The sequence below is a fragment of the Aequorivita vladivostokensis genome, assembly GCF_000952855.1.
Taxonomy (GTDB): domain Bacteria; phylum Bacteroidota; class Bacteroidia; order Flavobacteriales; family Flavobacteriaceae; genus Aequorivita; species Aequorivita vladivostokensis.
In genome coordinates, this window is the sequence record NZ_JSVU01000002.1 from 380,266 (window position 1) to 405,583 (window position 25,318).

Annotated in this window: 24 protein-coding genes and 1 other RNA gene; 13 read left to right on the plus strand and 12 right to left on the minus strand. The window is 40.7% G+C overall.

Going from position 1 to position 25,318, the window contains the following annotated elements:
• Nucleotides 1–65 precede the first annotated feature (65 nt).
• The 3 genes from MB09_RS04535 to ffs all read right to left on the minus strand — a co-directional run bounded on the left by MB09_RS04535 (nucleotide 66) and on the right by ffs (nucleotide 2,952).
• On the minus strand, nucleotides 66–1,688 hold the full coding sequence (locus MB09_RS04535; RefSeq protein WP_045079681.1) for a hypothetical protein: 1,623 nt from the start codon (nucleotides 1,686–1,688) through the stop codon (nucleotides 66–68).
• 110 nt (nucleotides 1,689–1,798) lie between these two features.
• A complete protein-coding gene (locus MB09_RS04540; protein ID WP_045079682.1) occupies nucleotides 1,799–2,626 on the minus strand; it encodes an SDR family oxidoreductase in 828 nt (275 codons plus the stop codon).
• 227 nt (nucleotides 2,627–2,853) lie between these two features.
• Nucleotides 2,854–2,952: signal recognition particle sRNA small type (ffs, locus tag MB09_RS15705), an RNA gene on the minus strand.
• A gap of 87 nt (nucleotides 2,953–3,039) precedes the next feature.
• Between ffs and MB09_RS04550 the strand changes: the two genes are divergently transcribed.
• The 3 genes from MB09_RS04550 (at nucleotide 3,040) to MB09_RS04560 (ending at nucleotide 6,942) form a co-directional block, all read left to right on the plus strand.
• Nucleotides 3,040–4,086, plus strand: coding sequence for a glutaminyl-peptide cyclotransferase (locus MB09_RS04550; RefSeq protein WP_045079684.1), 1,047 nt, complete (start codon nucleotides 3,040–3,042; stop codon nucleotides 4,084–4,086).
• Between the two features lie 100 nt (nucleotides 4,087–4,186).
• The gene (locus MB09_RS15875; RefSeq protein ID WP_045079685.1) at nucleotides 4,187–5,278 is read left to right on the plus strand and encodes a carboxypeptidase-like regulatory domain-containing protein; all 1,092 of its coding nucleotides are present in this window, start codon (nucleotides 4,187–4,189) and stop codon (nucleotides 5,276–5,278) included.
• A gap of 122 nt (nucleotides 5,279–5,400) precedes the next feature.
• Nucleotides 5,401–6,942 (plus strand): hypothetical protein, encoded by a 1,542-nt coding sequence (locus MB09_RS04560; protein ID WP_045079686.1) that lies wholly within the window; start codon nucleotides 5,401–5,403, stop codon nucleotides 6,940–6,942.
• Nucleotides 6,943–7,002: 60 nt separating this feature from the next.
• On the opposite strand, the gene MB09_RS04565 is transcribed toward MB09_RS04560, so the two are convergent.
• From MB09_RS04565 to glyA, 6 genes are all read right to left on the minus strand, one after another.
• Nucleotides 7,003–7,500 carry a lipocalin-like domain-containing protein gene (locus MB09_RS04565; RefSeq protein ID WP_131459818.1) on the minus strand — a complete coding sequence of 166 codons (498 nt, stop codon included), beginning with the start codon at nucleotides 7,498–7,500 and terminating at the stop codon, nucleotides 7,003–7,005.
• 16 nt (nucleotides 7,501–7,516) lie between these two features.
• The gene (locus MB09_RS04570; RefSeq protein WP_045079688.1) at nucleotides 7,517–7,996 is read right to left on the minus strand and encodes a nucleoside deaminase; all 480 of its coding nucleotides are present in this window, start codon (nucleotides 7,994–7,996) and stop codon (nucleotides 7,517–7,519) included.
• Between the two features lie 10 nt (nucleotides 7,997–8,006).
• Nucleotides 8,007–8,165, minus strand: a complete 159-nt coding sequence (locus MB09_RS16120) for a hypothetical protein (RefSeq protein ID WP_165586672.1) — start codon at nucleotides 8,163–8,165, stop codon at nucleotides 8,007–8,009.
• Between the two features lie 48 nt (nucleotides 8,166–8,213).
• On the minus strand, nucleotides 8,214–8,555 hold the full coding sequence (locus tag MB09_RS04575) for a hypothetical protein (RefSeq protein ID WP_045079689.1): 342 nt from the start codon (nucleotides 8,553–8,555) through the stop codon (nucleotides 8,214–8,216).
• Nucleotides 8,556–8,580: 25 nt separating this feature from the next.
• Nucleotides 8,581–9,078, minus strand: a complete 498-nt coding sequence (locus tag MB09_RS04580; RefSeq protein ID WP_045079791.1) for a GNAT family N-acetyltransferase — start codon at nucleotides 9,076–9,078, stop codon at nucleotides 8,581–8,583.
• A gap of 127 nt (nucleotides 9,079–9,205) precedes the next feature.
• A complete protein-coding gene (gene glyA / locus MB09_RS04585; protein WP_045079792.1) occupies nucleotides 9,206–10,480 on the minus strand; it encodes a serine hydroxymethyltransferase in 1,275 nt (424 codons plus the stop codon).
• A 290-nt stretch (nucleotides 10,481–10,770) separates the two neighbouring features.
• Between glyA and fahA the strand changes: the two genes are divergently transcribed.
• Both fahA and MB09_RS04595 read left to right on the plus strand, forming a co-directional pair.
• A complete protein-coding gene (gene fahA / locus MB09_RS04590) occupies nucleotides 10,771–12,051 on the plus strand; it encodes a fumarylacetoacetase (RefSeq protein WP_045079690.1) in 1,281 nt (426 codons plus the stop codon).
• 168 nt (nucleotides 12,052–12,219) lie between these two features.
• Nucleotides 12,220–13,401, plus strand: coding sequence for a hypothetical protein (locus tag MB09_RS04595; protein WP_045079691.1), 1,182 nt, complete (start codon nucleotides 12,220–12,222; stop codon nucleotides 13,399–13,401).
• A 3-nt stretch (nucleotides 13,402–13,404) separates the two neighbouring features.
• Here the strand turns inward: MB09_RS04595 and ytxJ are convergent, their stop codons facing one another.
• Nucleotides 13,405–13,797, minus strand: a complete 393-nt coding sequence (gene ytxJ / locus MB09_RS04600; protein ID WP_045079692.1) for a bacillithiol system redox-active protein YtxJ — start codon at nucleotides 13,795–13,797, stop codon at nucleotides 13,405–13,407.
• A 265-nt stretch (nucleotides 13,798–14,062) separates the two neighbouring features.
• Between ytxJ and clpB the strand changes: the two genes are divergently transcribed.
• Nucleotides 14,063–16,663, plus strand: a complete 2,601-nt coding sequence (clpB, locus tag MB09_RS04605; protein WP_045079693.1) for an ATP-dependent chaperone ClpB — start codon at nucleotides 14,063–14,065, stop codon at nucleotides 16,661–16,663.
• A gap of 173 nt (nucleotides 16,664–16,836) precedes the next feature.
• On the opposite strand, the gene MB09_RS04610 is transcribed toward clpB, so the two are convergent.
• Nucleotides 16,837–17,022: a CsbD family protein gene (locus MB09_RS04610; protein WP_045079694.1), complete on the minus strand. Its 186-nt coding sequence runs from the start codon at nucleotides 17,020–17,022 to the stop codon at nucleotides 16,837–16,839.
• A 158-nt stretch (nucleotides 17,023–17,180) separates the two neighbouring features.
• Here MB09_RS04610 and MB09_RS04615 point away from each other — a divergent pair, with 158 nt between their 5' ends.
• From MB09_RS04615 to MB09_RS04635, 5 genes are all read left to right on the plus strand, one after another.
• On the plus strand, nucleotides 17,181–17,720 hold the full coding sequence (locus tag MB09_RS04615) for a SixA phosphatase family protein (protein WP_045079695.1): 540 nt from the start codon (nucleotides 17,181–17,183) through the stop codon (nucleotides 17,718–17,720).
• Nucleotides 17,721–17,850: 130 nt separating this feature from the next.
• A complete protein-coding gene (gene smpB / locus MB09_RS04620; RefSeq protein WP_045079696.1) occupies nucleotides 17,851–18,315 on the plus strand; it encodes an SsrA-binding protein SmpB in 465 nt (154 codons plus the stop codon).
• A gap of 77 nt (nucleotides 18,316–18,392) precedes the next feature.
• Nucleotides 18,393–20,873, plus strand: coding sequence for a DUF5686 and carboxypeptidase regulatory-like domain-containing protein (locus MB09_RS04625; RefSeq protein WP_045079697.1), 2,481 nt, complete (start codon nucleotides 18,393–18,395; stop codon nucleotides 20,871–20,873).
• A gap of 11 nt (nucleotides 20,874–20,884) precedes the next feature.
• Nucleotides 20,885–21,658, plus strand: a complete 774-nt coding sequence (locus MB09_RS04630; protein ID WP_078056375.1) for a dienelactone hydrolase family protein — start codon at nucleotides 20,885–20,887, stop codon at nucleotides 21,656–21,658.
• A 72-nt stretch (nucleotides 21,659–21,730) separates the two neighbouring features.
• Entirely contained in the window at nucleotides 21,731–22,246 is a 516-nt protein-coding gene (locus MB09_RS04635) for a GNAT family N-acetyltransferase (RefSeq protein WP_045079699.1), read from the plus strand.
• Here the strand turns inward: MB09_RS04635 and MB09_RS04640 are convergent.
• Nucleotides 22,243–22,884 (minus strand): protein-L-isoaspartate(D-aspartate) O-methyltransferase, encoded by a 642-nt coding sequence (locus tag MB09_RS04640; protein WP_045079700.1) that lies wholly within the window; start codon nucleotides 22,882–22,884, stop codon nucleotides 22,243–22,245. The genes MB09_RS04635 and MB09_RS04640 overlap by 4 nt on opposite strands.
• 371 nt (nucleotides 22,885–23,255) lie before the next feature.
• On the opposite strand from MB09_RS04640, the gene MB09_RS04645 reads away from it, so the two are divergent.
• On the plus strand, nucleotides 23,256–24,224 hold the full coding sequence (locus MB09_RS04645) for a Gfo/Idh/MocA family protein (RefSeq protein WP_045079701.1): 969 nt from the start codon (nucleotides 23,256–23,258) through the stop codon (nucleotides 24,222–24,224).
• A 94-nt stretch (nucleotides 24,225–24,318) separates the two neighbouring features.
• Nucleotides 24,319–25,209, plus strand: a complete 891-nt coding sequence (locus tag MB09_RS04650; RefSeq protein ID WP_045079702.1) for a 3-hydroxybutyryl-CoA dehydrogenase — start codon at nucleotides 24,319–24,321, stop codon at nucleotides 25,207–25,209.
• Nucleotides 25,210–25,318: the final 109 nt, after the last annotated feature.

Genomic DNA, 25,318 nt, shown 5'->3' on the forward strand with positions numbered 1-25,318 from the left:
CTATTAAAATATTTTTAAATTGGTTTTATACTATAATTTTTATGCACATTAATAAAGGTTTTTATTTATTGAAATTTTATTTTCATAAATGTGGTATATTCCTCTTGGGCACCATTTATTGATGTATGTAATTGTTTAAGGACTAAAGTATTATTATCAGTAAATACTGTAGAAGTTTTATTTATGAGGGAAGATGTTGGATATTCTAATACAATGGTGGCATCAAAGTTATTTTTAAACAAATTTTTATTGTTTGATATATATTCATCATCAGGACTACTAGATAAAATACCTTCAGGACAAAACCCAATTATGTTTAAATCAAGATCCAATTTTCTACCATGCCAAAATATCGTTTGGTTATCATTTGATAAATACAAATCGGCAGAATAAAGAATATAATTTGACAAGTCAGGAAAAGCAAAATCTAAATTAAGATCATTATCCTCAATAGACCACCTAAAAACTCTACCCGTAATATTTTGAGTTTGAGCGCTAGAATATAATTTATGATTAAGCGTATTATACTCAATATCGGATCCAGAATATGAAGTAAATCCAGCATGTTGGTTAAGCAAGGTGCCATTATTACCATCAAAAATCCAAAAAAAGTTTGACGATCCAAGCGTATGCTTTTCTACATATACAATATTGTTCTCATCAACTTCAACTTTTGAAGCTCTTTTGGGATGTGTACCATAAATTCCAGTAAATGTCGATTCCATTGTGTCTAAATTTAATCGGGTAACTCCATCAACCTCCTCATGACCTATAAACAAGTATTGCTTATCTGGTGACATATCAAAATCAGCAAATTTTTTGTCAATTAGAATGTGTGAATCAACTTCAAAAGTATCTGAGTCAATAATAACTATGCCATATTTATCATTTTCATTAAGAGGATAGGGGTTAATAATACCATAGATTTTATTTCTTAAAGGATCATTGACAATTTTACTAACAGAATATGGAAATCTTAAGAAATTTCCTGGATGCATCGCTTCAATGTTACTGCCAATTGGATGATTGTGATTTCCCGATGTTTTTACAATAATTTGGTAAGCATACTCATCAGGAAATATGTTGAAATCTGAATCTTCATATTCCAACGTATTGATGTTTTGTATTTCGGCAATAGGGGTGTGATCTTCCCTATAAACTAAATATGATTCAAAATCATTACCTTCATATTGTGTCCAATTCAGTCTAACAGACAAAGCCGTATTTGTTGTGGTTAGTTCTATATTATTCGATAAAATTATAGAGTCTTTTGCTATTAAATTTTCATTGGGAATTGCAACTTCCAAATAAATTGTATGGGTACCTACAGATAAATTGCTGATAATTTCACTCTCAAAATTTTCATCTGGGTTTCCTTCAAATAAAATTCCATCTAAATTACTTTTCCATATAACTTGAATATCCGTCAAGTGTAATTGAGTAGAATTGTTTTCATAACTTATATCAATTTCACCGTTAAATGTTTTACTATCATTCGGGTTTTCAAAAATTCCATAATAGCCTTGATTATCGTAGGAATAATCTCTTAATTGAATAGGATTTTTAATTTTTGTAGTAAACTCATTTATAAATATGTTAGAATTTTGCGTAGTAACAGACTCACTGTCTGAGCTACAACTTGCTAATATTGAAAAAAGGAGAATTAAGTAAGCAAAGTGAATTTTCATAAAATAGTTTACTTTGGTAAATTATGGTTTTCCATTGCAATAATATAATTTTTATGTTTAAATCTTGCACTTACTAATTGAACTTAAGCAAAAATCAAATAAACTTACTATCACTTCAACCCATAATGCCGTAAAAGCATCCGCTCATAAACCTTATCGGGCAACATGCGTTTCAAAATGATTGAAAATTTCTGCAACGAGGAGCCCACTTTATAATGAATTTTTGGATTTGTGGTTCCTATAATTTTGTGGACCACTTTTGCCATTTCCAATGGATTGTTACCATTATCCACATGCTCGTTCATTGTTTTAAGTGTGTTTCCGTAGTCTTTTTTATAAGGAGAATTCTCTAAAATCGGTGCGTGGTAACGACCTGCGGCAATGTTTGTAGCAAAATCTCCGGGGGCGATGTTGGTCATTTTTATACCGAATTGCAATGTTTCCATTCTCATGGCCTCAATGGCAATTTCCAAGGCGGCCTTACTGGCGGAGTATATTCCGCGGTACGGAAGCCCCATATAACCGGCAATGGAGGTAATATTCAAAATATGCCCAAAGCCCTGTTTGCGCATTTGCGGCAACACGGCTTTTATAACATTTATAGGTCCGTGAAAATTGGTGTCGAAAGCCTTTTTTATTTCAGCTTCGGGAGTTTCTTCAATTGGACCGGTAATCCCAACTCCGGCGTTGTTTATTACTACGTCAATTTTCTCTACTTTCTTCAAAATTTCAGAAATGGCAGCTTCAATAGACTCGGTGCTATTCACGTCCATTTTCAACAATGGAAATGCGGAATCCTTATATTTTTCAGGATTTCTGCTAGTTCCAAATACTTGATAACCGTCTTTTGGCGAAGGGTTTGAAAGATTTACAAGATATTCGCCTATGGCTTTTCCAATTCCCGAAGAACCGCCTGTGATGAGTACTGTTTTTGGCATATGAGGTTGTTGAGGAGCAAAGGTGCGTTTCTACGGGGAGTTTTCCAAATAGTTTTTAAAAAGATAAATGAAGAGAGATTAAAGTGAAAAAGACTTGTTCTTCTTTAAACCATCAAGAATGTGAAATTCAGAATCGTGCTGCGGAATTTATAAAAGCGGTCTTAGTCCTTTATTCTTTCAATAAAACGGTCGTTGCTTTTTTGGAAAACGAAAGTTTATCGCACAAAAAATGGCAAGCTACCTACATCACACCGCTACGACCGTATACCCTTGCTGCGTTCCCGCCCTGGGGGATTCAACAGGAGCTGGTTGTGTAGGACTTGCCGCTGCAAAGATAAGGCTTTTTGAAGTTTTGGCAAGTATTTTTACATTTCAATTTTAATAAATACCTTGCGGAAAAATTATAGTTCACGATGAAAATCCATAACATTTTAGTTCCTACGCTTTTAGTGCTTTTGCTGGGTGGCTGCGGAGGAAATTCAGAAGAGAAAAAAGATGCTTTTTCTCTGGAAATTAAGAATTCAAAAAAAACCTATACCACAGAAGATGCGCTTAATATTTCCCTAAACAACAAAAAAAAAATTGAAATAGATTCGATTGTTTATTTTTTGAACAAGGACCGCGTTTCGGTAACTGATAATACGCTTTCCCTTTCGGGGAAAAAGCTTGGCGAGAAAACCCTAAGGGCTCAAATATACAGTGATGATGAAACATATGAAGCTTCTACGAAAGTCACCATACTTTCTTCCATAAAACCAAAACTCTATACTTATAAAGTACTGGAAACGTATCCACACGATATTAATGCCTACACCCAAGGGCTGGAATTTGAAAATGATACGCTCTATGAAAGCACCGGTCAATACAAGCAATCATCTTTACGAAAAACTGATTACAAGACTGGGGAAGTGCTTCAGAAAGTAAATCTTCCCGATCCATATTTTGGAGAGGGACTCACCATTCTCAACAACAAAATTTATCAACTTACCTGGCGCGAAAACACGGGTTTTATTTACAACCTAAAAACGATGGAACAAACCGGCACCTTTGTGTACGGGGAAAGTAAAGAAGGCTGGGGGCTTTGCCACGATGCCGAAAAAAATATCTATAAAAGCGACGGTACCGATAGAATCTGGACCCTCAACTCCAATACACTTGCAGAAATGGATTATATTGAAATTTTTACAAACACAAGCAAAATAAACAGTGTAAACGAACTGGAATGGGTGGAAGGAAAAATATATGCAAATGTGTATCAACAAGGTTCAATCGCCATTATAGATCCTTCAAACGGCGCGGTGGAAGGCGTGATTGACCTAACCGATTTAAAGGACAAGGTAACGCAACACCCTAAACTGGACGTTCTAAACGGCATAGCATACAAGGGAGAACCCAACATACTTTATATTACTGGGAAAAATTGGGATAAACTTTTTAAGATTGAAATAATTCAAAAATAACCTCATTGAATTATTTCCCTCATTGAAATGACCGCTTTACTCAAAAGCGGTTTTTTTATGGTTTTATGTTTGGTTCCTTTGAATCATTAAACCATCAACTATGAAAAAATCCATCACCATCCGAATTCCAGAGCCTTGCCACGAAGATTGGGCTAAAATGACCGCAACTGAAAAAGGAAAATTTTGCAGTGTTTGCACAAAGGAAGTTATCGATCTTACTTCAAAAACAGATGAAGAATTGGTTAGAATCTTAACTAAGAGCAAAAATGCCTGCGGCAGAATAAAAAAATCACAACTAAACCGCGAAGTGAAACTGGAACGAAAAAGCGGAAAAGGCTTCGCTCCAATCGCTGCCTCCATGCTTCTTCCGCTGGCGCTTTTTTCAAACAATCCAAAACCCGAAAACAATACAATTTCAAGAAAACCAATGGTTTCTATGGGAATAGGCCGTTTCAGCACTCTCGATAATTCAAGGCTACAGGTCTTTACCCAAGGTATCGTAAAGGACGAGAACGGAAATCCCTTGAAAAATGTCAAAGTCATTTCCAACGAAACCGAGGCACAAACGTGGACCAACAAAAAGGGCGAATATGAAATCTATACCTTGGACAAAGAGTGGCTAACCTTCAGCAAAGAAAATTTTGAAACCCAAAAAATCCAACTGAACCACAAATCGGAAATTAGAAATATTTATCTGATGTCAAATAGCCAATCTCCACCGATACTTCTTGGCAAAATTGCCGTCGCTCCCCAAAAAGAGGAAGTGATTGATGGATATTCGGTAAATACCAAAGGAACCGTAACCGATGATACCGGCCTGCCACTTCCGGGCGCAAACATAATGATAAAAGGAACCTCAATAGGAACCCAGACCGATTTTGACGGTGAGTATGAAATTGAAACTAAACCTGGCGATGTTTTGGTGTTTAGCTACGTTGGTTTTGATTCAAAAGAAATAACAGTTTCAAACGTCACTAATATCATTGATGTATCTCTGGATAAGGGAGACTTTCTTCTTGGTGAAGTAGTTGTGGGGGGTATTTCTTGGATAAGTTCTGAAGATGTCGAGCCGTACAAAAATCCAGATTGGTATGAAAAAGCAAAAAAGGCCTATAGAAACACCCTCAAATTCCGAAAATTAAAGATTGCCAAAAAACGAGCATTGCGAAAAGCGAAGCGTGGTAATGAATAGATACCATCTCTGTATTTGGCATAATTACGCTAACTAAGGGTTATTAGTGACTTTTGAAAAGTTATTTGTATTACAATAATTAGCTTCATAAAAAGTTATATTTTTACCAAAATTATAATTGAATGAGGTATTTGTACGGTTTGGCAATATTGTGTTGCCTGGTATTATGGAGTTCATGCCGCAACGATTTTGAGACCGTTGCCAGCACCGGAAATCTGGAATTTTCAAAAGATACGGTCTATCTTGATACAGTTTTTTCAAACATTGGTTCCAGTACCTATAACCTGAAAGTTTACAATCGAAGCGATGAAGACATAAACATTCCCACCCTTCGTTTGGCGCAGGGCGAAGCTTCCAATTATCGTTTGAATGTTGATGGAATGCCGGGAAAGGTTTTTGAGAACGTACAGGTTTTGGCCAAAGACAGTATCTTTATCTTTATTGAAACTACCTTTAATGTTAATAGTCTTCCCACGAACCCCAAAGAATTTCTTTATACAGATCAGCTCCTTTTTGACAGTGGCGGAAATGAACAGAAAGTAGAACTGGTTACATTGGTAAAGGATGCCATTTTTCTGTTTCCGGAAAGATATGCAGATGGAACCACCGAAACATTGAATTTAGGCACAGACGAAGATGGAGAGGATATACTGGTAAAAGGATTTTTGCTGGAAGATGACGAACTCACCTTCACTAACCAAAAACCGTACGTAATATATGGTTATGCGGCGGTTCCAAATAATAAAACCCTCACGGTGGAAGCAGGTGCCCGTGTACACTTTCACGACGGAAGTGGAATAATCGTAGCAGAAAATGCCTCCATAAAGTCACTGGGCTTGCCTAGCCTTGACCGCGAAGCGATGGAAAATGAGGTAATCTTTGAAGGCGATAGACTTGAGCCGGGATTTGCCGATGTTCCGGGCCAATGGCTTACTATCTGGCTAACCTCGGGTAGTGTTGATAATGAATTTAATTACACAACAATAAAAAACAGTACCGTAGGTATTTTAATGGAAGACTGTCCGGTTATTTTAAAAAATGTTCAGATTTACAACAGCACCAACGTTGGTTTACTTTCCAGAACGGGAAGTATCGACGCTGAAAATATGGTAATAAACAATAGTGGCCAATCCTCTTTGGCAATACAACTGGGCGGTAGCTATGAATTTAGGCACTGTACATTTGCAAATTATTGGACCAATGGCTTTCGCTCATTCCCTGCAGTTTCACTTGACAATAGCCTGGAGACGGCCGATCAAATATTTGTAGCAGATTTAATAAAAGCCGATTTTAAGAACTGTATTATTTACGGAAACGAGCGGCGCGAGTTTTCGTTGTTCCAGAATACGGAAGCCGCTTTCAATTTTAACTTTGAAAATTGTTTGCTGCGTTTTGAAGATCCTACGGGGGAATTTGGCGATGATCCACTGTATGATTTTGGTAACAGTACGTTATATACTAGTACCGTATTTAATGCCGATCCTGTTTTTCAAAATACCGAATTGAACAATTTTAATATTGAAAAAAATAATTCGGCGGCAGAAGAAATTGGAAAAATTGGCGTGGGTCCCTCCAAAGATTTGAACGGTAGGGATAGACCGTCGCCTCCAAGTACAAATCCCGATACCGGAGCGTATGAGTCTATCGAATTTCCTGCAGAATAATGAAGAGAATATTTATAAAAAACCCGTCCATAAAGACGGGGTTTTTTATTGTTCTATTCTTTAATTTTCTTTCAACCACTTCAATCTCAACTTGGAGTTTTTCCGTTCCACAGGTTGCATTACCAAGGTATCACCATTAAAGTAAAATCTTCTTTCGGCGGTAAGCCCAAATTCGGAAGGGTTTGAATGGGAAAGTTTAAAATGCGAAACAATGCTATCGGCCTCAGATACTTTATAATTCCCCATATAGTAGTAGGATTTCGTTATATATTTTAACGCTTCCAAAGGAATGGAATCGTTAAAATTTGGAAACTCCATTCCCGCTTTTTCATATCCCTTTTCATACAGGTGAAGGGCTACGTGGCCGTTACCGTCATATAGTAGATAGCCGTCCATTCCACCTTTGTAATCGCTCCAGGTATTGGTTGGGGTGTCGCGCACCTTTATACTTTCCAGTTTCCAAAGCCCTGTAATCGTAGCCTTGGACGGTTCATCCTTGCCACACGAAAAAGCAATCGCTGCTATTCCAAGGAAGATGATTCGTTTCAAATTCTTCATTTTGAAAAAAAGTAAATTAGTAATCAATTCTTCCCTCCTTGGCTTCCCATTTTTTAAAAACTTTTCGACCCTCTTCCCTACCAAGATTGATGAATTTGATGTTCCGGTTTTCAATATCCTTATCTATTTCATCATAAATAAAATGGTCGTCAAAGCCTATTTCTGCGGCGTCTTCTTTTGTGCAAGCGTAGTAAACGGCTTTTGGCCGCGCCCAATAAATAGCGCCCAAACACATGGGGCAAGGCTCGCAGGACGTGTAAATTATACAATCATCCAATTGGAACGAACCAAGCTCATCACAAGCTTTGCGGATGGCCACAACCTCAGCGTGCGCCGTTGGGTCATTACTGGAAGTTACCTGGTTGAAACCTTCGGCTATAATTTCGCCATTTTTTACGACCACTGCCCCAAAAGGGCCGCCGGCATTGTTGTCCATGCCTCTTTCGGAAAGTTCGATGGCACGTTTTATAAATTGGCTGTCTTTTTCGGTTATCATGTTTAAATTATTATTTAGTGTCGGTTGATTTTTCAATAGAACTTGCGTGGTCCTTAATTATGTACCATTTATCATCTATTTTTTTCAGGTCGTAACTCACTATCATTCTGTTGAAATATGGGGCGCCATCGCGCAAGGGTTCACGGTATATGATTTCTGTTATCGCCATTCCCAAATCCTGCCCAATCTCAGTGTTCAGTATTTTTGTTTCAAAAGTTCAATCGGGCGCGGCAAACCATTCTTTGTGATAATTCATAAACCCCTCCACGCCGTCAATGATTTCGGAACCGGGCAAAATCAATTGCATCTGGCCGTTTGGGGCCATGGTTTCTCTCAAAGCGCCTAAATCCCGATTTGAAACGGCATCCAAATGTTTTTGCATCACTGCTAAAAATTCCTTATCATTATTTTCTTCACTTTTTTGGGAAATGTCCACTTCAACAATGGTATCGGTTTTCGCCGATGAAGATTTTTCGTTGCACGATATGGCAAAAACTCCTAAAAAGAAAAGCACCGTTAATGGGCTGGCTTTGAAAATTGAGGGTATAAACTGTTTCATAAAAGCAGTATTTATAAATGATTTTCTAATTTGAAAAAAGCAATAGCTCTTCCCCGTCTTCATACGTATAGTTTCCAACCTCCAAAAGACCGAGCTTTTTTAGAAGTTTTATGGAGGAAAGATTTGTTTCAAGCGTAATGCCCACTATTGTCACTATTCCCAAGGTTTCCGAAGCGAACTGCATTACGGCATTTGCTGCCTCAAAGGCATAACCTTTATTGGCAAACTCGGGTAAAAACGCGAAACCTATATCCGGATGTTCCAAGTTGTCCCGCTTGTATAGACCCGCCGAGCCGAGTGGCGTTTCGCCTTCCTTCAACGAAACCAAATAGGGTCCAAAGCCATGCTTTTCATAACTGCTCAAATAGTTCTTCTTCATATAATCTTCCGCATCTTTAAGGGTTTTGATATTCCTATCGCCGATGTTTTTGAGCCAGCCTTCGCTGTTCATCAGTTTAAAGATGAAAGGAGCATCGGTTAAGGTATATTGCCTTAATAGAAGTCGGTCGGTTTCTATTTCCACTGTTTTCAAATGAAGAAATTTTTTAGAAAAACATTCCTTGCGGCTTTGCGACCTTTGCGACTTTGCATCTCCGCGTGCTAATTTTTCACGCAAAGGCGCAAAGACGCAAAGTTTTATATGGGAAGTTTTAATTCTTAAAAAGCGGCAGCCCAGACATCATTTCGTTTACCTTTTCGGCAATGCTTTCCAGCTTGGCATCGTCTTCACGGTTCACGATAACTTCATCAATCAAATTCACTATTTTTTCCATATCCTTTTCAACCAAACCGCGGGTAGTTACCGCTGCTGTACCAATACGAATCCCACTTGTAACGAAAGGCGATTTATCATCAAATGGAACCATGTTTTTATTAACCGTAATATCTGCTTTGCCCAAGGCTTCCTCTGCTTCTTTTCCCGAGATATTTTTGTTGCGAAGGTCAATAAGCATCATATGGTTATCGGTTCCGCCGGAAATAATATCATAGCCTTTTTCCACAAAATGCTTCGCCATTACTGCCGCGTTCTTTTTCACTTGGACCATATAATGCAGGAAATCATCCGTCAAAGCTTCGCCAAAGGCAATCGCTTTTGCGGCGATAATATGCTCCAACGGCCCGCCCTGGTTTCCGGGAAAAATAGCGCTGTCCAGCAGACTGCTCATTTTTTTAAGGTTGCCGTTTTTCAGTTTTTGACCGAAGGGATTGTTAAAATCCTTTCCCATCAAAATCATTCCGCCGCGAGGGCCACGAAGGGTCTTGTGGGTGGTAGTTGTTACCACGTGGCAGTGCGGCAGTGGGTCGCCGATAATTCCTTTTGCAATTAATCCCGCCGGGTGCGCAATATCCGCAAAAAGCAGGGCGCCAACTTTATCGGCAATTTCGCGGAAACGCTTATAATCTATTTCTCTTGAATATGCAGAAGCTCCTGCAATAATCATTTTTGGTTTTTCCTTTAGGGCAATTTCTTCTACTTTATCATAATCAATCCGTCCAGTTTCCTTATCAACACCGTAAAAAACGGGATTGTAAAGCCTTCCCGAAAAGTTTACAGGAGAGCCATGGGTTAAATGCCCGCCGTGGGAAAGATCGAAACCTAAATATTTATCCCCCGGATTTAAACAGGCAGCAAAAACAGCTGTATTTGCTTGCGAACCACTATGGGGCTGCACATTTGCAAATTCTGCCCCAAACAGGGCTTTTGCGCGGTCAATGGCTATTTGCTCTACCTCGTCCACCACTTCGCAACCGCCGTAATAGCGCTTGCCGGGATAGCCTTCGGCATATTTATTCGTTAAAACGGAACCAGCGGCTTCCATTACTTGGTCGCTCACAAAATTCTCTGAGGCAATCAGCTCCAGACCGTTCAATTGGCGTTGTTTTTCGGCTTCTATCAGTTCAAAAATTTGTTCGTCGCGTTGCATAAAAAAGTTCAAAATTTATGGTTTATGGTTTAGAGTCGAAAAAATGGGAATTGCAGCCAGAGAACCACAAACTACAAACCATTTACTCTAAACCTCCACCGAAAGTTAATTAAATCCAAAAATAGTAATTACATTCGGTAACTATCCTGAAATATATATATTTGATGAAGAATTTTACTAACAAAACTCAGGTTGTAACTAAATTGCACTAACGAATTAATTCTATGATTTTGAAACTTTTGAATTTTTTTCCTTAGTTTTATTTGCAACTACAAAAAGAATTTTAAAAAATGCCCATAACAGCAAACGACCCCAAACGAAAAACCTGGCTGGATACTGCGCCAGACACAGATTTTCCAATACAAAACATTCCCTTCGGCGTTTTTTTAACGCGCGACGACATTATTACCATCGGAACCCGCATTGGCGATTATGCCATTGACCTTGGCGCACTGCACCAATTGGGGTATTTCAAAGGAATTGACCTTACCGATGATATCTTTCTGCAAGATACCTTGAACGATTTTATTAGCGACGGAAGAAAAACCTGGCGTTTGGTACGCAACCGGATTGCGGAAATTTTTGATGCCGAAAATCCAAAACTTCGCGATAACAAAGACCATCGACAGCACATCCTTTTCACGATGGATGAGGTGGAAATGCAGCTTCCCGTGCAAGTTGGCGATTATACCGATTTTTACTCCAGTAAGGAACACGCCACGAATGTAGGAACTATGTTCCGCGGAAAAGAGAACGCGTTGATGCCAAACTGGCTTCACATTCCCGTGGGATATCACGGAAGAAGTTCTTCCATAATCCCAAGTGGGATAAACGCTCGCAGACCTTGGGGACAAACCATGCCCGAGGGCGCGACTGAACCCGTTTTTGGTCCTTCAAAATTGGTTGATTTTGAATTGGAGATGGCTTTTATCACCACAGATGCAAACGCCTTGGGCGAACCCATTCCGGTGAACGAAGCCGAGGAATACATCTTCGGATTGGTGCTTTTCAACGATTGGAGCGCGCGCGATATCCAAAAATGGGAATATGTGCCGCTTGGTCCTTTCCTGGCTAAGAATTTTGCCTCATCCATTTCACCGTGGATTGTAACCTTGGATGCTTTGCAACCCTTCAAAGTGGAAGGCCCAAAACCTGAAATGGAGCAACTGCCCTATCTTCAGTATAAAGGAAAGAAAAGCTACGATATAAATCTTGAAGTTTATATTGCTCCCGAAAATGGAAAAGAAACCAAAGTTGCTGGTTCCAACTTTAAATATATGTACTGGAATATGAGCCAGCAATTGGCGCACCATACCATTAACGGCTGTAACGTAAACAGTGGCGATATGATGGGAAGCGGAACAATTTCAGGTCCAACGCCAGATAGTTATGGCTCTATGCTAGAACTTACTTGGCGCGGGGAAAAGCCTATTAAACTTTCCGATGGGTCAGAACGTAAATTTATAAACGATAATGATACCGTTATCTTAAAAGGTTTCTGTAAAAACGAAAACGTGCGGATTGGCTTTGGGGAATGTAGGACGAAACTGCTCCCGGCAATAAAGCTGTAGTCTTTTTATAATATGGAATTTAAAAACCACGAATACACGAATAATTAGGCATTAAAAAAATTCGTGTATTCGTGGTTTATTTTTCGCCCAATAATCTTCTTCAAAGTTATACAAGATAAATTGGCACTACTATTGTAATTTAGCCTTCATAACCAAATCAATTTCGGTATGAAGGCTTTTTACTTACTCCTATTTACTGCATTTTTCAGCATTTCCTGCAATAGCGTTAAACGTACCCAAAAGTTTGTTGCCCGAGGCGATTATGACCAAGCCATTGAGCTTGCCGTAAAAAAGCTTCAAAAAGATAAGGGCGCAAAAGAATATGAACCGCACATCCGTCTTTTGGAAGAGGCTTATTTAAAGGCCAAGGAGGATGATACGCGCCATATTTCTTTTCTGAAAAAGGAAAACAACCCTGCCGCCGCAAAGGAAATTTATTACACCTATCTCGATCTGCAGGCGCGTCAAGATCTGATCCGGCCTTTGCTTCCGCTTTACAGCAACGAAATGGGCAGAAAGGCGAATTTCGTGTTTTCAGATTATAGCAATGACCTGTTGGCGGCCAAGGATGCGTATGTAAAGGCGTTATACCATGAGGCCATCGTTTATATGCAGCGCAACACGAAAAAAGATTACCGAAGCGCTTTTAATGTTTTATGCGAACTAGATGAAGTGCAACCCAATTACCGCGATGTGCACCAACTTAAGGAAGACGCACATTTCCGGGGCACCGATTTCGTATTCGTAACGATAAACAACCACACCGGGCAGTTTATCCCTATTCGCCTTGAGCGCGATCTGCTTGATTTCAACACCTACGGATTGGATGATTTTTGGACCGAATATCACGGACAACGAGCGAACGATATCAATTATGACCTGGGCGTTGACTTAAATTTTCAGACCATCCAAATTTCACCTGAACGAATTTCGGATAGACAATATACCCGAACTCAGCACATTAAGGATGGCTTTGAATATCGCCGTGACCGTAAGGGAAATATTGTGCGTGACAGTCTGGGCAACCCAATTAAAATTGATAAGTTTATTAATGTTTCGGCACAGGTTACCATCATCACCCAGCAAAAAAGTGTATTTGTGGGCGGCACCGTGGTTTATAGGGATTTGAACAGAAGGCGGCAATTAAACAGTTTTCCAATTTCCTCGGAATTTGTTTTTGAAAATGTCTTTGCAAAATATCGCGGCGATGAACGCGCCCTGACCGCCGAGGACCGAAGACTGCTGAACAATTACTTTATACCCTTTCCGAACAACGAACAAATGGTCTTTGATGCCGGAACGGATATAAAGGAACGGTTTAAGGAGATTTTGAGGGATAATTCCTTTTAAAAATCAAACAAACCGCTCCAAATGCGAAGCCTCGATAGCATGGTGCGAATCGTGGTGTACCACTTCCCCATTCTTAATAACAAGCATTTGTGGGCTTTCGTGATGAACCTTAAAACGCATTGCTATTTCATTTGAAATCTCCCGGTTTTGCAAGAGGTCTAAATAATACAGTTTTAATTGCTCGTCGGTAAGTTTGTAGTTTTTCTCAAACAGTTTTAAAACGCCTCGGCTAATCCCGCAACGGGTGGAGTGTTTAAAAATAGCGACAGGTTTGATTTTGGATTCCTCCACTAGTTCATCCAATTGTTCCATAGTGCCCAAAACGTGCCACGGTACTTCTACTATTTCTTCTTTCGCAAGGTCTCTCGGCGACTTAAATTTATCAAAAAATCCCATAAATTATTTTTGTTTTTTAGTTATTCAAAACTACGAGTTTCAGCGTAGTATTTTCTAAAAGAAATGATAAAGTCCCCACTGTTAAAGCCGTCATAATGTCTGTTAAATCAAAGAATTTAGCAGACATTTTGTCTTAATTTTAGCGTGGCTTTATATTTGAAAATACCTTTTTGAAATAAAATAATATGTCAGACCAAGCGCATCCGATAGCTATCGGATCCAAGCCATTTCAAATAAAAAATAACAATAGATAATAAGCAATAAAATGAACTTTAACAACTTTACAATAAAAAGCCAAGAGGCCATACAGCAGGCGCAGCAGATTGCGCAGGGCTACGGCCACCAGCAGATTGAGAACGAACACCTCCTCAAAGCTATTTTTGACGTGGATGAAAACGTGGCACCTTTCATCTTAAAAAAACTTAACGTAAACCTTGTTACCCTAAAACAAATCTTGGACAAGCAATTGGAAAGCTTTCCAAAGGTTTCCGGCGGCGATATTATGCTTTCCCGCGAAGCGAACAAAACGGTCATCGAAGCCAGCAATATTGCAAAAAAGATGGGCGATGAATATGTTTCCATAGAACATCTTTTATTGGCGATTCTAAACTCAAAAAGCAGCATTGCACAGAGCCTGAAAGACCAAGGCGTAACCGAAAAGGGAATGAAAGCCGCGATTGACGAACTCCGCGGGGGTGAAAAGGTAACCTCCCAAAGTGCCGAGGAAACTTATAATTCTTTAAATAAATACGCCAAAAACCTCAACCAACTTGCCCGCGACGGCAAGCTGGACCCCGTTATTGGCCGTGATGAGGAAATACGAAGAATTCTTCAAATCCTTTCGCGAAGAACCAAAAACAACCCGATGCTTGTGGGCGAGCCCGGTACAGGAAAAACCGCCATTGCGGAAGGTTTGGCGCATAGAATTGTTGATGGCGACGTGCCCGAGAACCTAAAATCAAAAGAGATTTATTCTTTGGATATGGGCGCGCTGATTGCAGGAGCGAAATACAAAGGTGAATTTGAAGAGCGTCTAAAAGCCGTTATCAAGGAAGTAACTTCCAGTGAAGGCGATATCGTACTTTTCATTGACGAAATCCATACCCTCGTTGGCGCTGGTGGCGGACAGGGTGCCATGGACGCCGCGAATATTTTGAAGCCCGCCCTTGCGCGTGGCGAATTGCGCGCCATTGGAGCAACGACATTGGATGAATATCAAAAATATTTCGAAAAGGACAAAGCTTTGGAACGCCGTTTCCAAAAAGTGGTTGTTGACGAGCCCGATACGGAAAGTGCCATTTCAATTCTTCGAGGAATTAAGGAAAAATACGAGACCCACCACAAAGTGCGTATTAAGGATGAGGCAATTATTGCTGCCGTTGAACTTTCGGAAAGATATATTACCAACCGTTTTCTTCCCGATAAGGCTATTGACCTTATGGACGAAGCCGCAAGTAAACTTCGAATGGAAATAAATTCAAAACCCGAGGAACTTGACGTTTTGGACAGAAAAATTATGCAGCTTGAAATTGAAATTGAAGCCATAAAACGGGAAAAGGACGAAACCAAGCTGAAATCGCTCAATGCCGAACTTGCCAATCTTAAGGAAGAACGCAACGAACTTAACGCGCGATGGCAGAGTGAAAAAGAGGTGGTTGACAATGTGCAGAACCTCAAAACACAAATTGAGGAATACAAGTTGGAAGCCGAGCGTGCCGAACGGGAAGGCGATTTTGGAAAAGTTGCGGAGCTCCGTTACGGAAAAATCAAGGAAGCTCAGGAAGAACTCAATAAATTGGAAGCACAATTGGCCGAAAAACAAGACGGCACTTCCATGATAAAGGAGGAAGTAACCCGCGAGGACATTGCCGAAGTAGTAGCAAAATGGACGGGAATACCTGTTACCAAAATGCTGCAGAGCGACCGCGAAAAGCTATTGAAGCTCGAAGACCATTTGCACAAACGTGTGGTGGGCCAAAACGAAGCCATAGAAGCGGTTAGCGACGCCATTCGCCGTAGCCGTGCAGGGTTGCAGGATGAAAAGAAACCCATAGGCAGCTTCCTATTCCTGGGAACTACTGGGGTGGGTAAAACCGAGCTTGCAAAGGCATTGGCCGAATATCTCTTTGACGATGAAAACGCAATGACCCGAATAGATATGAGCGAATACCAGGAACGCCACAGCGTGAGCCGCTTGGTAGGTGCGCCTCCCGGATATGTGGGTTACGAGGAAGGCGGACAACTCACCGAGGCCGTGCGCCGCAAACCCTATAGCGTGGTTTTGCTTGATGAAATTGAAAAAGCGCACCCAGATACTTTCAATATTTTATTGCAGGTGTTGGATGAAGGAAGACTAACTGATAACAAAGGCCGTTTAGCAGATTTCAAAAACACGATTATTATTATGACCAGCAATATGGGCAGCGATATAATCCAAGAGCGCTTTGAGACTGTAAAAGATCCCGAGACCGCAATGGAAGCAGCCAAAATAGAAGTGCTGGCGCTTTTAAAGCAGACCGTGCGCCCAGAGTTTTTGAACCGTATTGACGACATCATCATGTTTACCCCGCTTTCAAAAAGCGATATTCAGCAGATTGTAAAGCTACAGTTGAAAGGCGTTTCCAAAATGCTTTTGAAACAGAACATCGTGCTGGATGCCACACCGGAAGCCATTAAGTACCTTTCGGAAAAAGGATTTGATCCGCAGTTTGGCGCAAGACCTGTAAAAAGGGTAATTCAGCGGGAAGTGCTGAACGAGCTAAGTAAGGAAATCCTCGCCGGAAAAATAACCACTGACAGTATAATCTTGCTCGATAGCTTTGATGACTCACTGGTATTTAGAAACCAAGAGAATTTAGTTGAATAGATTGGATTAATTAGTCAATTTGAAAAACCCTCAAGAATTTACTTGGGGGTTTTGTGTATCTCTAATTCATTAATAGCCGCATTAGGCCAAAAAAAGACCCCTTAAAATTTCAATGTTTGAAATTTTAAGGGGTCCGGCTTCAAATAAAGCGGTAACTAAAGTTTAGTTTAAAACTACCACTTGTCAATCTGTTCCTTCAATTTTTCTTTGGATTCACCTGTTTTCTCTTGAAGGCGACCAAGCAATTCGTCCGATTTTCCTTCGGCATACTTTAGGTCATCATCGGTAAGGTCTGCGTATTTCTGCTTAAATTTACCTTTTACTTGGTTCCATTTTCCTTTAAACTGATCTTCGTTCATAGCTTTTTTGTTTTAAGTTAAATTAATTTTTCTTTTTCGTTTTATAAAATTACAACAGGAACCCGCCCATTTCTAATAATGAAATATTAAAGATTCCACAGTTTTAGTTATAACTTTGCCAATGAATCTTAAAAAGTGTTATTTAATAAGCAAAACCTATGAAGCATTTCATTTTAGTATTGACACTATTGCCACTCTTCACCTTTTGCGGACAACAAAAAGAAAAAGAATCTGAGAGCGGCAATGAATCTGCTGCCTCCAATTACAGCGCAACTTATTATTTAATCCGCCACGCCGAAAAAGTACGTACCGACCCAAAAGACCCCGACCCTGCCCTGAACATTGACGGGATGATGCGCGCCAAGCGTTGGGCTGCCTATTTTGAACCCATCAAGCTTGATGAAATCTACATAACAAAATACATCCGTACCAAGCAGACCATTTCGTTCATAGCACAGCAGAAGCAGATTTCGCCAAAGCGCTATGACCCGAACACAATCTATTCCGAGGAATTTTTAAAGGAAACCAACGGAAAGACCGTGCTCATCGCCGGCCATAGCAACACCACCCCGCAGTTGGTGAACCAATTAATAGGCGAAGACAGGTTTGAGGATATGGACGATAGTGATAATTCCACACTTTTTAAGGTAACGATAGATGGTCCCGATAAAAAGGTTGAAACGATTATCGTTGAGTAGTGAGTGGTGAGTGACAATATTCTTTATTCTTTATTCTTTATTCTTTATTCTTTATTCTTTATTCTTTAATCCGTACACATTATTGTTTATTCATTATTAATTCTGCATTATTCAATCTATTTTTGCAGCTATGGCAATTCAGAAAAACGTAAAAATAAAAAACCGAAAGGCGAGGTTTGAGTATGAAATTCTCGATACCTACACCGCCGGCATCGTCTTGCGGGGCACCGAAATTAAGGCCATTCGTGAAGGCAAGGCGTCCATAGCTGAAAGTTTTTGTGAATTTAGCAATGGAGAGCTCTTCGTGATTAATATGACCGTGCAGGAATACAGCCACGCCACGCACTACAATCATTCCCCAAAAAGCGAGCGCAAACTTCTTTTAAACCGCAGCGAGCTAAAAAAACTTGAAAAGGAAGTAAGAAACAGCGGACTTACCATAATCCCGCTTGTACTTTTTACCAATAGCAAAGGCTTGGCAAAAATGGACATAGCGCTTGCAAAAGGTAAAAAGGAGTACGACAAGCGCGAAACCATCAAGGAACGCGACACCAAAAAGCAGCTTAGCCGTATCAAAAAAGCTTTTAATAATTAATTCATAAAAATTTTACTGGCAGATAAGGTTTTGGTATTTTGGTTGGGAAATAACCAAAAGCAGTCCTTCTTTCCTTTATGAAAAAATTACTTTTTGTCCTCTTACTTTTTTCCACTTATCTACTCCAGGCCCAAATTGTTGGAAAAGTAACCGATACCAAAGGCGAGCCCCTGCCCTACGTAAACATTTACCTTCAAAATAGCTACATAGGCACCACCACAAATGACGATGGCAACTACTCGCTCAACGTTTCCCAACCGGGCGAATACAAGGTTATTTTTCAGTTCTTGGGCTATAAAACCTTAACCAAAACGATTGCTCCCAGTACCTTTCCTTTTATTCTGAATATTTCCCTGGAAGAAGAAACCACCAGCCTTGATGAAGTGGTGGTCAACACTTCCGAAGACCCAGCGTACCGCATCATCCGAAAAACCATTGCCCAACGGAAGGAAAATCTGGAGAAGTTGAGCGAATACACAGCCGATTTTTATTCGCGCGGACTGTGGAAAGTTAAAAACGTGCCCGAAAAAATAATGGGCCAGGAAGTCGGCGATTTTGACGGAATGCTGGATTCTACCCGCACGGGCATCATTTACCTATCGGAAACCATTTCAGAAATAGCGTACCAAAAACCCGATAAATTCACCGAAAAGATTATCGCCAGCAAAGTGAGCGGCAACGATAACGGTTTCAGCTTCAACAGCGCACAGAGCGCCAACATCTCCTTTTACGAAAATACGATTGAATTGAACGCGGCACTGGTTTCGCCCATTGCCAATAATGCATTGAATTATTACAACTATAAATTGGACGGCGTTTTTTACGAAGGCCCAAAACTCATCAACAAAATAAAGGTAATCCCCAAACGCCCCAATGACAGGGTTTGGCAAGGCTATGTATATATTGTGGAAGACGATTGGCAGCTATACGGAGTTGAACTTTCTACCACGGGAGCGGCGATACAAGTGCCTTTTGTGAGCAATTTAATGGTGAAACAGAACTATAAATACGATAGCGATTATGATTTTTGGGTGAAAATTTCACAGTCCGTCGATTTCGGTTTTGGCTTTTTGGGAATGGAAGGCGACGGTCGGTTTATAGCCGTTTATAGCAATTATGACTTTAAGCCACAGTTCACCAAAAAATCCTTTACCAACGAAGTGCTTTCCTTTAAACCCGAGGCCAACAAAAAGGACAGTCTGTTTTGGCGAGGCAGCCGCCCCGTGCCGTTGACCGATGAGGAGCTGAGAGATTACATCAAAAAAGACAGCATACAGGTTTTAAGGCGCTCAAAGCCCTATTTGGATTCACTGGACGCAAAGTCGAACAAACCCGGTGTTCTGAGTCTGCTGACAGGTTATACCTATAAAAATTCCTTTGAAAAATGGTCTGTTGGTTATGAAGGCCCTTTGCCCAACATAAATTTCAATACCGTTCAGGGCTGGAAGAGTACGGCGGGACTAACGTTTAACAAATGGTACGACGACAACCAGACCAACACCCTTTCGGCGGCCGTTCGGGCAGATTACGGGATTGCAGAAGACAGGCTTCGGTTTACGGCGAATATTCTTCGGAATTTTAATTGGACGGACAAATTGCGCTTCTCCCTTTCGGGCGGAAGCACAGTGGCCCAGTTTAATGATACGGAGCCCATTTCGCCATTGATAAATACGTTTGCCACCCTTTTCTTTGAAAGGAACTATATGAAGCTGTACGAGCTAAATTTCGGACGAATCGCTTACAGTCAGGAAGTTTTTAACGGGCTACACCTGTACGCCGCCGTGGCTTATGAAAACAGAAAGCCGCTTTTCAACAATACCGATTACGTTACCATTCCATTTGACGATGTGAGCTATACCAGCAACAACCCATTGGCACCAAACGATTTCAGCAATGCCGCAATCACCGAGCATAACATCGTGAAAAGCAAGCTTCGGGCGCGCATCAACTTTGCCCAAAAGTATTTTTCAAACCCCGATATGAAATTCAATATTGGCGACAACAAATATCCGGAGTTAAATATTTCCGTGGAAAATGGTGCCGCGATTACTGAAAGTTATTATGATTACACTCAGTTTGAAGCAAGTTTGAACCAATCCATTTCCTTGGGAAACAAGGGACAGTTTTATTACAATTTAAAAGGGGGAACCTTTGCCAATGGCGACGGGATTTCCTTTGTGGATTACAAACATTTCAACGGAAATCAAACACGGGTGGGCACTTCGCCTAATTATACAAATGTTTTTAACCTGATGCCCTATTACGATTTCAGCACCAACAAAAGTTATTTTGAAGGCCATGTGGAGCACGATTTCCGTGGATGGATTTTGGGGAAAATTCCGGGAATCAATCAATTGAATCTCAATTTAGTAGCTGGCGCGCACTTTTTGAGCACCGAAGAACGGAAACCTTATTCCGAAATTTCCGTAGGTATTGACAACCTCGGTTTTGGAAAATTCAGGCTGTTGCGAGTGGATTATGTGCGCTCCTATTACAACGGCGGCAGCGACGGCGCCTTTATTTTTGGGCTGAAATTTCTGGATCTTTTGGGGCTTTAATAGAAAAAACTATGAAAAATATTTTAAAACTACTAGTTATCTTTTCACTTTTCACTAGTTGTATTCCGATGCAAAAAGTGCCGAAAGATGCAGTAATGACGGACTTTTTCCACTTTCAAAAAGCGAAGGATTACGACGCTTCCAAATGGGTGGTATTTCTACCGGGGACTGGCGGCTTGCGGATTTTTAAGGACACAACCCATTATTACAAGGTAGCTGAAAAGCTAAACGCGGAAGGCATTTCGGTTCTATTGGTCGATAATGTTGCTGCCTATAAAGCTTCCAAAAGAGACGTTGACGAAGAAGAACCCGCACAAATTCTCTGGACACTGGAAGAGGCTCTAAAGTGGGCAAAACAGAATGGAGATATCGCTCCAAGTTCAGAGGGAAGCATCGTGGGCTGGTCACGGGCTGGCCTCGGTTTAATTCCGCTTGCAAATGATGAAGATGAATTGAAAAAACTCAATATAAAATCAATTGCAATGTTTTATCCTGCAAATGGTTATGAAATTCAACTTAAACCAAAAGTTCCAGTACTGGTAATGACTGGCGGAAAGGATAAAATCGTTAAAGTTGACGATATTTTGAAGCATATGGTTGCCGAAAATGTGACCATTCAAGTTTATGATGATGCGTATCACGGCTATGATGTGGAAAGCCTGAAAAAGGGAAAATATTACCGCTACATTCCCTTCATCAGCAAAAAGCATTATCTCCTAAAGTACGATGAAGAAGCCGCGCAGGAATCTTTTGAGGAATTGATTAAATTTTTAAGGAAAAACTAAATCTTCGTGCCCTTTACGGCTCTGCAGTGTTAATTTTACCGCAAAGACGCGGAGAGCGCAAAGCATAAAACCATGGCAATACCTTTTCCAATCATAATAACAGAACGCTTAAACCTTCGGAAAATAGTTCCCGCAGACCTGGACAGGGTCTATTTTTTACGCTCAAACACAGATATCAACAAATACATAAAGCGGCCACCGCAGACGCGGGAAACGGCAATTGCGCATATCCAACTGCTGGACGGCAATTTAAAATCCGACAAAGCGATTGCCTGGGGAATTACGACCAAAGAATCAAACGTTTTGATTGGCTCCATTTGCCTTTGGAATTTTTCAGAAGACAAAAAAACCGCAGAGGTGGGTTACGACCTCGACCCCGAATATCAAGGCAAGGGAATTATGGGCGAAGCACTAAAAGCTGTTTTGGATTACGGCTTCAACCAAAGAGGTTTTGAAACTATCGAAGCCTATACGGATTATAGGAATATTCCTTCAAAAAAGCTATTGAAACGACATGGATTTATTCCAAGAGAAGGCGAAAAAGATTCTGATAACCAAGATAATAGAATATATTACCTAAACCTTTAGTTTTTGTCTTCCAAAAGTGGTACAAATCGGAATTCTCCGTACTCTTCTTTCTGAAATTCGGTGTCGGATTTACGCAAAAATACCGTCATAATCTGTACATTTTCCCCAACCGGAATTACCAATCTTCCACCAATTTTTAACTGCGCCAACAACGGATTGGGGACATAGGGCGCTCCGGCAGTTACGATAATTCCGTCAAAAGGAGCTTCCTCTTCCAGCCCGATATAACCGTCGCCAAAAATCATGCGTTTGGGTTTGTAGCCAAGTTTTGGAAGAAAGAGTTTCGTTTTTTTGAAAAGTTCGTTTTGTCTTTCAATGGTGTATAGAATCGCTCCCATTTCCAAAAGTACTGCAGCTTGATAGCCGCTCCCCGTTCCTATTTCCAGAATTTTGTCGCCCTTCTTCACTTGCAAGAGTTCCGTTTGGCGAGCCACGGTATATGGCTGCGAAATGGTCTGGTCTGCAGCAATCGGGAAAGCCTTGTCAACATACGCGTGGTCCACAAAGCCCGAGTCCATAAAAAGATGCCGTGGAATCTTGCCGATGGCCTGTAAAACGTTTTTGTCGGCTATCCCTTTTCTTTTAAGGGTTTCAACCAGTTTTTTACGCATTCCTTGGTGGGTAAATGTATCTTTCACTGCTATTGGATTTGAGATTTTGACGTGAGATATTAGACTTTACAAAGTAACCAAATTAGCGTATTAAGCACCAAATTTCAAGTACCAATTTCCAAATATATTTCGGAAAGCAAATAGCAAAGCCAATACCCCAGCCTTAAAGGGAGTTAATCATATAATTATGAGAAATGGCTTGTTTCCCAATAACAAGAATTCTGACGTCAACCACCACAAAGAAAGCCAAAACACTCCCTTTAACGCTCAGGGATCAAACTCGAACTTCTAAACTCATAAACTTCTAAACTTATAAACCCATCAACTCCTAAACTTTTAGACCCCTCAACTTTTCAACTTTCCCCCGAAACCCGTACATTTGTGAAAAACACACGCCAATGCTAAAAGCGGGAGTTCTGGGTGCAGGTCACCTGGGAAAAATACACTTGAAATTGCTGCAACAATCCACAAAATATGACCTTGTGGGATTCTTCGATGCCAGCAAGGAAGCCTCGAAACAAATAGAAACTGAATTCGGCTATAAAAGTTTTCCCTCGATGGAAAGCCTTATAGATGCTTGCGATATGGTGGTTGTGGTGACCCCGACGAGCACACATTTTGAATGTGCCGAAAAGGTAATACGGGCCGGAAAGCATCTTTTTATTGAGAAACCCATTACGGAAACGGTCGCACAGGCAGAGCAGATTCGCGATTTGGCGAAAGAGATGAAAGTACGCGGACAAGTAGGGCAAGTGGAACGTTTTAACCCTGCCTTTCAAGCCATTAAGGATAAAATCCACAACCCGATGTTTATTGAGACCCACCGTTTGGCGGAGTTCAACCCCCGCGGGACCGATGTTTCGGTGGTATTGGATTTGATGATACACGACATCGATGCTATCTTGAGCGTTGTAAAAAGCTCGGTAAAGTCGGTAAGCTCCAGTGGCGTTTCGGTTATCAGCGAAACGCCCGATATTGCCAATGCCCGCATTGAGTTTGAAAATGGTTGCGTGGCAAATTTGACCGCAAGCCGCATTTCGCTTAAAAAAATGCGCAAGGCCCGTTTCTTTCAGCGCGACGCCTATATTTCGGTAGATTTTCTGGAGAAGAAATGCGAAGTGGTAAAAATGAAGGACGCCCCAAAGGAAATAGACGATTTTGCGATGGTGTTGACCAATGCGGAAGGAATAAAAAAACAAATCTATTTCGAAAACCCAAAAATTGAGGCAAACAATGCCATTCTTGACGAGCTGGAAAGTTTTTACGAAGCCATTAAAGCCGATAGAACTCCAGAGGTTTCGCTTAAACAAGGTACAGAGGCGCTTCGGGTGGCCATGTTGATAATTGAAAATTTTAAGAAAATATAGGCCCCTAACCCCGAAAGGAGGCCTAAACTTTGGAGAAATTATAAAAAGAATAAAAAAGTCTAAAATCTCAAGTCTAAAATCTCATATCTAAAAAATGAAAAACATAGCAGTAATAGGCGCAGGCACAATGGGCAACGGAATAGCCCACACCTTCGCACAATTTGATTATAAAGTACAGTTGATTGATATTCACCAAACGTCGCTTGACAAAGGGATTGCCACCATCACCAAGAATTTGGACAGAATGGTCGCTAAAGAAACCATTTCTGAAGAAGACAAGCAACGAACGCTGAAAAATATAACCACCTATACCAGCCTTGAGGAAGGCGTGGAATGTGCGGGACTTGTTGTGGAAGCAGCCACTGAAAATGTGGATTTAAAACTGAAAATCTTCCGCGATTTGGACAAGTTTTGTCCGGAAGATACCATTCTTGCGAGCAATACTTCTTCCATTTCAATTACGCAGATTGCCTCGGTAACCTCGCGTCCCGGAATGGTTATCGGGATGCACTTTATGAATCCGGTGCCGATTATGAAATTGGTTGAAATAATAAAAGGTTACAGCACGAGTGAGGAAACTTTCAAAACGGTGGAAGAACTTTCAAAAAAGCTGAATAAAGTTCCCGTGGAAGTAAATGATTACCCAGGTTTCGTGGCAAACCGCATTTTGATGCCGATGATAAACGAAGCCATTGAAACGCTTTATAACGGCGTGGCCGGCGTGAAGGAAATAGACACCGTAATGAAACTGGGGATGGCCCACCCGATGGGTCCCTTGGCATTGGCAGATTTTATCGGGCTTGATGTTTGTCTTTCTATTTTGAAAGTGATGTACGAAGGCTTTAAAAATCCAAAATACGCGCCTTGCCCATTATTGGTAAATATGGTCATGGCAGGAAAACTGGGCGCCAAAAGCGGCGAAGGTTTTTATGATTACAGCCAAAACAGAAAGGCGGAGGATGTTTCTTCGCAATTTTCGAAATAAATTTTAACCACGGAGTGCACAAAGATTTGCACAAAGTCCACAAAGAAAACCACTAAACTTTTAAACTTTTAAACTCCTAAACTTATCAACCCATCGACTCATCGACTTT